The sequence below is a fragment of the Clostridium tyrobutyricum DSM 2637 = ATCC 25755 = JCM 11008 genome, from assembly GCF_000359585.1.
In the GTDB taxonomy this organism is placed as follows: Bacteria; Bacillota; Clostridia; order Clostridiales; family Clostridiaceae; genus Clostridium_B; species Clostridium_B tyrobutyricum.
Genome location: NZ_APMH01000052.1, coordinates 1 through 8747, shown reverse-complemented (window position 1 = coordinate 8747; position 8747 = coordinate 1). Strand labels below are relative to the sequence as shown.

The window sequence follows — 8747 nt, the reverse complement described above, 5'->3', positions numbered from 1 at the left end:
TCAAGCACTTGCAAAAATTTGATAATATTAATAACAAAACAGGGTTGTTTTAAAATTTTATTTTGAAACAGCCCTGTTTTGTTAGGTTATATAAGAGATTAAGTATAAATGAATTATGATATAATATTTTTATAAAAGATTAATCTTTTAGGGGATCGGGGGATTTGTGTGTGTATTTCAATAGAAAATAATAATATAATAACACGTTCACATATGCGATGCAAAGAATATGGAATTAATAAGAGCAAAATATTTCCTGATAAAATATTAAGAGGGATAGAATTTAAAGAATTATATAAACGAAAATTGGAATTAATAAAGATAGCAAAACCCTTTATGAAAATATTATATGATTTTCTTAAAGGATCAGGATTCTTTTTAGATCTAACAGATGAAAACGGTATAATACTGATTGTAATAGGTGATGAAGATGTAATAGAAAAAGCAAGAAGTATGGGAATGATAGAAGGGGCAGATATGAGTGAAAAAAGTACAGGAACTAATGCTATTGGAACATCTATTTATGAAAATAATCCACTACAAATGGCTGGAAAGCAGCACTATTTAAACGTATATCATATTTGGACATGTTCTGCTGATACAATACATGATGTAAATGGTAATATAATCGGATGTCTTAATTTGACAGGACGACATCAGCTTGTACATCCCCATACTTTAGGACTTGTAGTTGCAGCAGTTAAATCTATAGAAAATCATATGGAGATGAACAAGTCTCAAAATGAACTTTTTCAGGCATACCAATACCTACACACTATAATAAATTCTATAGATGTAGGAATTTTGACCATAGATTCATCTGGAATAGTGAGATCAATAAATAATATAGCATGTATGATGTTGAAAGTTAGACAGTATGAAGTTATAGACAAGAATATAAAAAATTTAATATTCAATTGGAGAAACATATATGATGAAATAAGTAATGGAAATAGATATGAAAATAACAATTGTACAGTAAACGGAAAAAGTAAAAGATTCAATTTGAATGCATATCCTATAAGAAATAAAAAAAATTGTATAACAGGAGCCGCACTTGTACTTAGAGATATACAGAAAGTTTATAATATGGTAAATAGGTATATAGGAATGAAGGCTAGATATAATTTTTCGGATATAATAGGTAAAAGTAAAATAATGATGGATTTAAAGAAAAAGACAAAGTGTATTGCAGATAGCCCATCTACTGTGTTAATACAAGGTGAAAGTGGAACTGGTAAAGAACTTATTGCTCAAGCAATACATAATAGTAGCAATAGGAGAAATTTTGGGTTTATAGCAATAAACTGCGGTGCTATACCTAAGAATCTAATTGAAAGCGAATTATTCGGATATGAGGATGGAACATTTACCGGGGCAAAAAAAGGAGGGCAATTAGGAAAATTTGAGTTGGCTGATAATGGGACTATTTTTTTAGATGAAATAAGTGAAATGCCTATTGATATGCAAGTAAACCTTTTAAGAGTTCTTCAAGAAGGTTGTATTATGAAAATAGGAGGTAAAAGATATATTAAAATAAATGTTAGAATAATTGCTGCTACAAATAAAGACTTAAAAGAACAGGTTAAGAAAGGTAACTTTAGAGAAGATTTGTATTATAGGCTTAGTGTTATACCTATATATGTACCTCCTCTCAGGGATAGAATAGGAGATATACCAATATTAATTGATCATTTTTTAAAAACTAAATCATCTAAACTTAATAAATCTATGGTAAAAATAGAAACTAGTCTGTATAATAAATTATTAAATTATAAATGGCCTGGCAATATAAGAGAACTTGAAAATTGTATAGAGAATATAGTCAATATGGATGGAAATATATCATTTGACTTTGTTAAGTATAGTGACGGTATTTATCGTGATTTTAGTGATAATTGTGAATACAATATGTGTTCATTAGATCAATGGCAAAAAATAGCTATTGAGAAATGTATTAGAATGTGTAATGGAAATATATCTAAAGCCTCTAAAATATTAAAAATTAATAGAACTACCCTGTATAATAAGATCAATAGGTATGGATTAAAAGATAAGCTGCAGTGATTAAATATTATACAATGTTTAAAAATACAACGAAATTAATATGGCGATTGTATAATATATAAACAATTACTATTTTGAAAAATTCTTACTATATTTATTTTTAGATGATTAAGTAATTAAATAAATGGCTGTATACCAGTAGTATCTGGGAATAAGGCAAGATATTATTTTAATATATGGCATATATGTTGCTTATATTATAAATAAATGTTAATTATATAACAATTTATTAGAATAATTCTTTAGGGGGAATGTATATGAAGGGTTTTGCAATGATTGGAGTTAATAAGGTAGGATGGATTGAAAAGGAAAGACCAAATTTTGGGCCATATGATGCTCTAATAAAGCCATTGGCAGTTTCTCCATGTACTTCAGATATACACACAGTTTTTGAGGGAGCTCTTGGAGAGAGAAGTAATATGATTTTGGGGCATGAAGCAGTAGGGATAGTAGCTGAAGTAGGAAGTGAAGTAAAAGATTTCAAGCCTGGCGATAAGGTGGTAGTGCCTTGTACAACACCTAATTGGGAATCCATAGACGTTCAAAGAGGATTTCAACAACATTCAGGAGGTATGCTTGCTGGATGGAAGTTTTCAAATTTTAAAGATGGTGTATTTGCTGAATACTTCCATGTAAATGAAGCTGATGCCAATCTTGCGTTTTTGCCAGATAATATTTCACCTGAGACAGCTGTAATGATCACGGATATGATGACTACTGGAATTCATGGAGCTGAACTTGCAGAGATTGAAACTGGTTCAAGTGTTGTTGTAATAGGAATAGGAGCAGTTGGGCTAATGTCTATTGCAGGTGCAAAAATTCATGGAGCCGGTAGAATAATAGGAGTAGGCAGCAGACCTGTTTGTGTTGAAACTGCAAAATTTTATGGAGCAAATGAAATTGTAAATTATAAATATGGAAATATAGTAGATCAAATATCAGAACTTACTAATGGAGAAGGTGTTGATCGTGTTATAATGGCTGGTGGCGGAACTGATACACTAGGACAGGCAATAAAAATGCTTAAGCCGGGTGGAGTAGTTTCAAATGTAAATTACCATGGAAGTGGTGATTTGGTTATACCGAGAGTAGAGTGGGGTTGTGGAATGGCCCATAAAACTATAAAGGGTGGATTATGTCCAGGAGGAAGACTTAGGATGGAGAGACTTATAGATCTTATAGAATATGGACGTATAGATCCTTCAAAACTTGTAACTCATGTATATCATGGATTTAATCATATTGAAGAGGCACTTATGTTGATGAAAGATAAGCCAAAGGATCTTATTAAACCTGTTGTTGTAATAGACTGATACTTAATTTAATTTATTTGATGGAATATAAATAATTTGTATGTAAATTATTTATATTTCCTTAATTTTTAATAAGATATGTGTTAAAATAACCATAATTATCATTGTATATCTAATTGTACAGAATATTTAGCTATTATAATATTTACATCGTGTTCTTTTAAGAAAAATTAATAATCTTTAGATTGCACTTTATCAGTCATAAGATAATCAATATCTTTCAATTCACAATATGTCATTAATGATGAAGTATTGAATTTTGATGAATTCGCCATCGGATAAATTTCACTACTTTTATTTACTGCGGCCTTTTTTTTATTTCACATTCTAGTGGAGAAAAGCTTGTGATTCCATTAGTTAAATATACTCCAGTATCAGCCACAAATGCCTTATTTATGTTGTAGTTCTTTAACATATTTAAAGTATCTATTACTGCGAATGAATTTGTTTTCCTAACTAGGGATCCTCCTGTTGAAATTATATTTAAGTTTTCATATCTTATAGAATTAGTTATAAAATTAAGATTATTGGTGATTATGGTTATATCAAGTCTATTTTTTAAAAATTAACCATATTTACTGTAGTAGTACTGGAATCTATAAAAATTATATCTCCGTCATTAATAAATTCAGATGCAGTTTTTGCTATGAGTGTTTTTGTAGTTCTGCTTGTTATTTTTCTTTCGTTAAATGGAACTAACAAGTTTAAGTTATCAGATACTCCACCGTATACTTTTTTTATAGTTCCACTTTTGACTAATTCATTAATATCCCTTCTTATAGTATTTTGACTTCCTTCCAAACTTTAGAATAAATTTTATTAAGTACTTTAGTTAGGCAATTTTAATTTATATTTGTTGACAAATGATTAAATTTTATAATATATTATATGCATTACGTATAAATGAGAGGTAATTATCATGGAATTAAACGAATGTATAAATTTTTTATTAACAAAAGCACAGCATAATGTATTTCAATATTTGAAGACAAATCTTGAACCACTTGATGTTACACCAGTTCAATATGGAATATTAAAATGTCTTTGGACTAAAGATGGACAAACGCCTAAACAAATAGCAGATATTTTAGGGCTTGATGGATCAACAATTACTGGAATTCTAGATAGAATGGAAAAGAAGAAATTTGTAAAGAGAACTGAAAATCCAGAAGACAGGAGAACTCTTAAAGTTGTTATTACTGATAAAGGTTCCAGGCTTCAGAAGCCAGTAGAAGAAGTTGTGAATAAAGTTAATCAATATATGCTTGAAATATTTACAGAAGAAGAGCAAAAGAAATTCAAAAGTTTCTTGAGATTAATCGCAAATCGTTAGAATATAAAATCATTGCTGCGAATATAATTTATAATGTGGTAGTGATTTTTTATTTAAATATTGGTTGTTGACAAATAGTTTGCATACAAGTAATATTTAAAATGTACAATATAAAACGTTTACTAAGTTTGTACAAATTATAATAAAATAGTTAGGAGGTATTAAAATGACGCAAATTCCTATTTACTGGTGGGGAGCTGTCCTGGGATTGATAATTGCTATAGTTTTGATCCTTAAGAAAGTAAATCCAGTATATTCACTATTTGGGGGATCAATTATAGGAGCCGTTATAGGTGGTGCTAGTTTAAATCAGACTGTTACCTTTATTATTGAAGGAACAAACAGCGTAATGCCAGCAGTAGTACGAGTACTTACAGCAGGAATATTAGCAGGAGTTCTTATTGAATCGGGGGCCGCTGAAAAAATTGCAGAAACAATAGTAGACAAGCTTGGTGAAAAGAAAGCATTGATGGCTATCGCATTAGCTACACTAATAATTACTGCAGTTGGGGTATTTGTAACAGTTGCAATTATAATAGTTGCACCAATTGCATTGTCGGTAGCCAAAAGAGCTGGAATTTCTAAGACGGCAGTTCTTTTAACCATGGTAGGAGGAGGAAAGGCTGGAAATATAATTTCTCCAAATCCCAACACAATAGCCATAGCTAAAGGATTTAACTTAGAATTAACACAAGTAATGATAGCAGGATTTATACCTGCGTTGGTAGGATTAATAGTAACATGTATCGTAGGTAAATTATTAAGCAAAAAAGGTGTTGAAATCAAAGATTCGGATTTAATGTCAAAATCTGAATCAGATGTTAAAGAAAAGCCAACTTTTTTAAAGGCTATGGTTGCTCCAATTGTAGCTATAGTGCTGTTGGGAATTAATCCTGTTGGAAATATTTTAAATATTGAATTTTTAAAAAAAATAAGTATAGATTCCATGATAATTTTACCATTGGCTGGTTTAATTGGGTTATTGGCTATGGGGAAAGCTAAACATGTAATTAAATATACTACATCAGGATTGAATAGAATGTCTGGAACAGCAATTTTATTAATAGGTGCAGGTTCAATTGCAGGTGTTATTTCTAAATCAGATTTAAGTTTGGTTATAGTAAATATTATTAAGTTGTCAGGAGTTTCTGGTACACTTCTTGCACCAATTTCAGGTATATTAATGGCGGCAGCTACAGGTTCCACATCTACAGGTGCAATTTTAGCTACAGGCTCTTTTGGAAAAGCTATTTTGGCTATGGGTATAGCACCTATAAGTGCAGCTGTTATGGTTCATACAGGTTCAGTTGTAATAGATCATCTTCCACATGGAAACTTCTTTTTAGTATCAGCGCAATCAGTAAAGATGAATATATCTGATCGTATGAAACTTATTCCATATGAATCCATAGTAGGGGGGAGTATGTGTATTGCAGCCACTATAATATATGGATTTTTAATAAAATAAAATTACTTGTTGACAAATAGTTTGTATACAAGTAAAATTAAGTTAAACGTTAACATAAATAATTTATTACTTAAATATAATAAAATAGATTGCCATTTTAATGGCTTAATATTGGGGGTAATTTAAATGGAAAATGTTATTTTAAAAGAAGAGAATGGTATTGCAGAAATTATTATTAATAGGCCTAAAGCACTTAATGCGTTAAATAGTGAAACATTAAAAGAACTTGGAAGTATAATTGACGATATACATGTAAACGATAATATCAAAGCAGTAATAATAACAGGTTCAGGTGAAAAATCATTTGTAGCAGGAGCTGATATAGCACAAATGAGTAAACTGAATTCAATAGAAGCAACAAAATTCTCAAGACTTGCCCAAAATGTATTTTCTAGGATAGAAAATCTTCCTAAACTGGTAATAGCTGCAGTCAATGGATTTGCTCTTGGCGGAGGTTGTGAACTTGCCATGGCATGTGATATAAGATTTGCTTCAAAAAAAGCTAAATTTGGACAACCAGAAGTTAATTTAGGAATACTTCCAAGCTTTGGTGGGACTCAAAGGCTTCCAAGATTGGTTGGAAAGGGTATAGCAAAAGAGCTAATATTTTCTACTGATATGATTAGTGCTAATGAAGCTTATCGTATAGGACTTGCTAATAAGGTATATGAACCTGAGGAATTACTTACAAAGGCAAAAGAATTTGCACAGAAAGTTATGACTAAATCACCAGTAGGTGTTAGATTGGCAAAGGCATCAATAAATAATGGATTGGATGTTGATTTGGAAGCTGGGCTTAAATACGAGGCAAATTCTTTTGGATTATGTTTTTCAACTGAAGATCAAAAAGAAGGTATGAAAGCCTTTTTGGAAAAGAGAAAAGCTAATTTTAAAGATTGTTAATTATGTGAATGATATCTTTCATAGTAAAGTAAAAGCTTTAAGGGGGGTTTTTCATGGGAGTAAAGTTTTTGAAGGCTTGTGATGCTGTAGAAATGGTTAAAGATGGAGACTTGATCGCAACAAGTGGTTTTGTAGGCAGTCTTTGTTCAGAAGAACTTAGTATAGCTTTGGAAAAGCGTTTTGAAGAGACAGGGCATCCAAAAAATTTGACATTAGTATATTCTGCAGCTCAAGGAGATGGAAAGGGAAAAGGAGCAGATCATTTTGCACATGAAGGAATGTTAAAAAGAGTTGCAGGTGGGCACTGGAATCTATCACCTAAATTGGGAAAAATGGCAGTAGAAAATAAAATCGAAGCGTATAATCTTCCCCAAGGAACAATTGCACAACTATTTAGAGACATTGCAGGAAAAAGAATTGGAACCATAACTCACGTTGGATTAAATACTTTTGTAGATCCAAGAATTCAAGGTGGCAAGTTAAATGATATTACCAAAGAAGATGTAGTAAAACTTATAAATATTGAGGGGCAGGAAAAATTACTTTATAAAGCTTTCCCTATTGATGTATGTTTTCTGAGAGGATCTTTTGCAGATGAAAATGGGAATATATCACTGGAAAGAGAAGTAGGGACTATAGATGTACTTTCTATAGCACAGGCTTGTAGAAATAGTGGCGGAATAGTAATTGTACAAGTTGAAAAAGTAGTTTCTTCAGGAACTTTGGATCCAAGACTTGTAAAGATACCGGGCATATATGTTGATGTAGTAGTTGTTGCCAAACCTGAACATCATGAGCAGTTTTTTGGCTGTAATGGTTATGACCCTGCATTAACAGGTGAAGTGAGAGTTCCTTTAAAAGCTATACAATATCCTGAATTAAATGCAAGAAAAATAATAGCTAGAAGAGCTGCTATGGAATTAAAACCAGATGCAGTAGTAAACTTGGGTATAGGTATACCTGAGGTAATATCTATGGTTGCCAATGAAGAAGAAATTGGTGAATATATGACCATGACAGTGGAAGCTGGAGCAGTAGGAGGAGTACCTCTAGGGGGAACTGGATTCGGAGCATGCATAAATCCTGAATCGATTTTAGATGAAGCCTATCAATTTGACTTTTATGATGGTGGTGGAACAGATATAGCATTTTTAGGATTGGCTCAAGTGGATAGGCATGGAAATATAAATGTTAGTAAGTTTGGACCTCGTATAGCTGGATGCGGTGGATTTATAAATATAACTCAAAATGCTAAAAGAGTATTATTCTGTGGTACCTTTACAGCTGGAGGGTTAAAGATAGATACAGGAAATGGCAAGTTGAAAATAATACAGGAAGGAAGGTCTATAAAATTTTTAAATGAGGTTGAGCAGATAACTTTCAGTGGAGAATATGCTATTAAAACAAAACAACCAGTTACCTATATAACCGAAAGAGCTGTATTTGAACTGAAAGAAGAGGGTCTTTATATTACTGAAATAGCTCCAGGTATTGATCTTGAAAAAGATGTACTGGGATTAATGGAATTCAAGCCTAAGATTGATAAAAGCTTGAAGTTAATGGATGAAAAAATATTTCATAATGGCCTAATGGGCCTTAAAAAATAAATTAAGTTGTAAATAAGGGGGATAAATTATGAATTTTGAATTATCAAAAGAACAGG

General features: G+C 31.3%; 8 protein-coding genes. 6 read left to right on the top strand and 2 right to left on the bottom strand.

The genetic code is table 11. The annotated features are described in order from the left end of the window. Positions 1–213: 213 nt before the first annotated feature. Positions 214–2067 carry a sigma-54-dependent Fis family transcriptional regulator gene (locus J418_RS0115080; protein WP_051057243.1) on the top strand — a complete coding sequence of 618 codons (1854 nt, stop codon included), beginning with the start codon at positions 214–216 and terminating at the stop codon, positions 2065–2067. Positions 2068–2324: 257 nt separating this feature from the next. Further along, complete coding sequence (locus tag J418_RS0115075) at positions 2325–3380, top strand: NAD(P)-dependent alcohol dehydrogenase (protein WP_017896012.1); 1056 nt, start codon at positions 2325–2327, stop codon at positions 3378–3380. Between the two features lie 298 nt (positions 3381–3678). Here the strand turns inward: J418_RS0115075 and J418_RS16295 are convergent, their stop codons facing one another. Next, positions 3679–3882 (bottom strand): sugar phosphate isomerase family, encoded by a 204-nt coding sequence (locus J418_RS16295; RefSeq protein WP_235807012.1) that lies wholly within the window; start codon positions 3880–3882, stop codon positions 3679–3681. Positions 3883–3938: 56 nt separating this feature from the next. Then, positions 3939–4181 (bottom strand): DeoR family transcriptional regulator, encoded by a 243-nt coding sequence (locus J418_RS15975; protein WP_017896011.1) that lies wholly within the window; start codon positions 4179–4181, stop codon positions 3939–3941. A 118-nt stretch (positions 4182–4299) separates the two neighbouring features. Between J418_RS15975 and J418_RS0115065 the strand changes: the two genes are divergently transcribed. The 4 genes from J418_RS0115065 (at position 4300) to J418_RS0115050 (ending at position 8691) form a co-directional block, all read left to right on the top strand. Next, positions 4300–4713, top strand: a complete 414-nt coding sequence (locus J418_RS0115065; protein ID WP_017751107.1) for a MarR family winged helix-turn-helix transcriptional regulator — start codon at positions 4300–4302, stop codon at positions 4711–4713. A gap of 166 nt (positions 4714–4879) precedes the next feature. Beyond that, complete coding sequence (locus tag J418_RS0115060; RefSeq protein ID WP_017751106.1) at positions 4880–6181, top strand: GntP family permease; 1302 nt, start codon at positions 4880–4882, stop codon at positions 6179–6181. Positions 6182–6307: 126 nt separating this feature from the next. Then, positions 6308–7084 carry a short-chain-enoyl-CoA hydratase gene (locus J418_RS0115055; RefSeq protein WP_017896010.1) on the top strand — a complete coding sequence of 259 codons (777 nt, stop codon included), beginning with the start codon at positions 6308–6310 and terminating at the stop codon, positions 7082–7084. Positions 7085–7137: 53 nt separating this feature from the next. Further along, positions 7138–8691 (top strand): acyl CoA:acetate/3-ketoacid CoA transferase, encoded by a 1554-nt coding sequence (locus J418_RS0115050; RefSeq protein WP_017751104.1) that lies wholly within the window; start codon positions 7138–7140, stop codon positions 8689–8691. The last annotated feature ends 56 nt before the right edge of the window (positions 8692–8747 follow it).

Bases quoted from the DNA above. Each gene is read 5' to 3' on its own strand.
- J418_RS0115080 (WP_051057243.1), top strand. From the start codon at position 214: ATGCGATGCAAAGAATATGGAATTAATAAGAGCAAAATATTTCCTGAT.
- J418_RS0115075 (WP_017896012.1), top strand. From the start codon at position 2,325: ATGAAGGGTTTTGCAATGATTGGAGTTAATAAGGTAGGATGGATTGAA.
- J418_RS0115065 (WP_017751107.1), top strand. From the start codon at position 4,300: ATGGAATTAAACGAATGTATAAATTTTTTATTAACAAAAGCACAGCAT.
- J418_RS0115060 (WP_017751106.1), top strand. From the start codon at position 4,880: ATGACGCAAATTCCTATTTACTGGTGGGGAGCTGTCCTGGGATTGATA.
- J418_RS0115055 (WP_017896010.1), top strand. From the start codon at position 6,308: ATGGAAAATGTTATTTTAAAAGAAGAGAATGGTATTGCAGAAATTATT.
- J418_RS0115050 (WP_017751104.1), top strand. From the start codon at position 7,138: ATGGGAGTAAAGTTTTTGAAGGCTTGTGATGCTGTAGAAATGGTTAAA.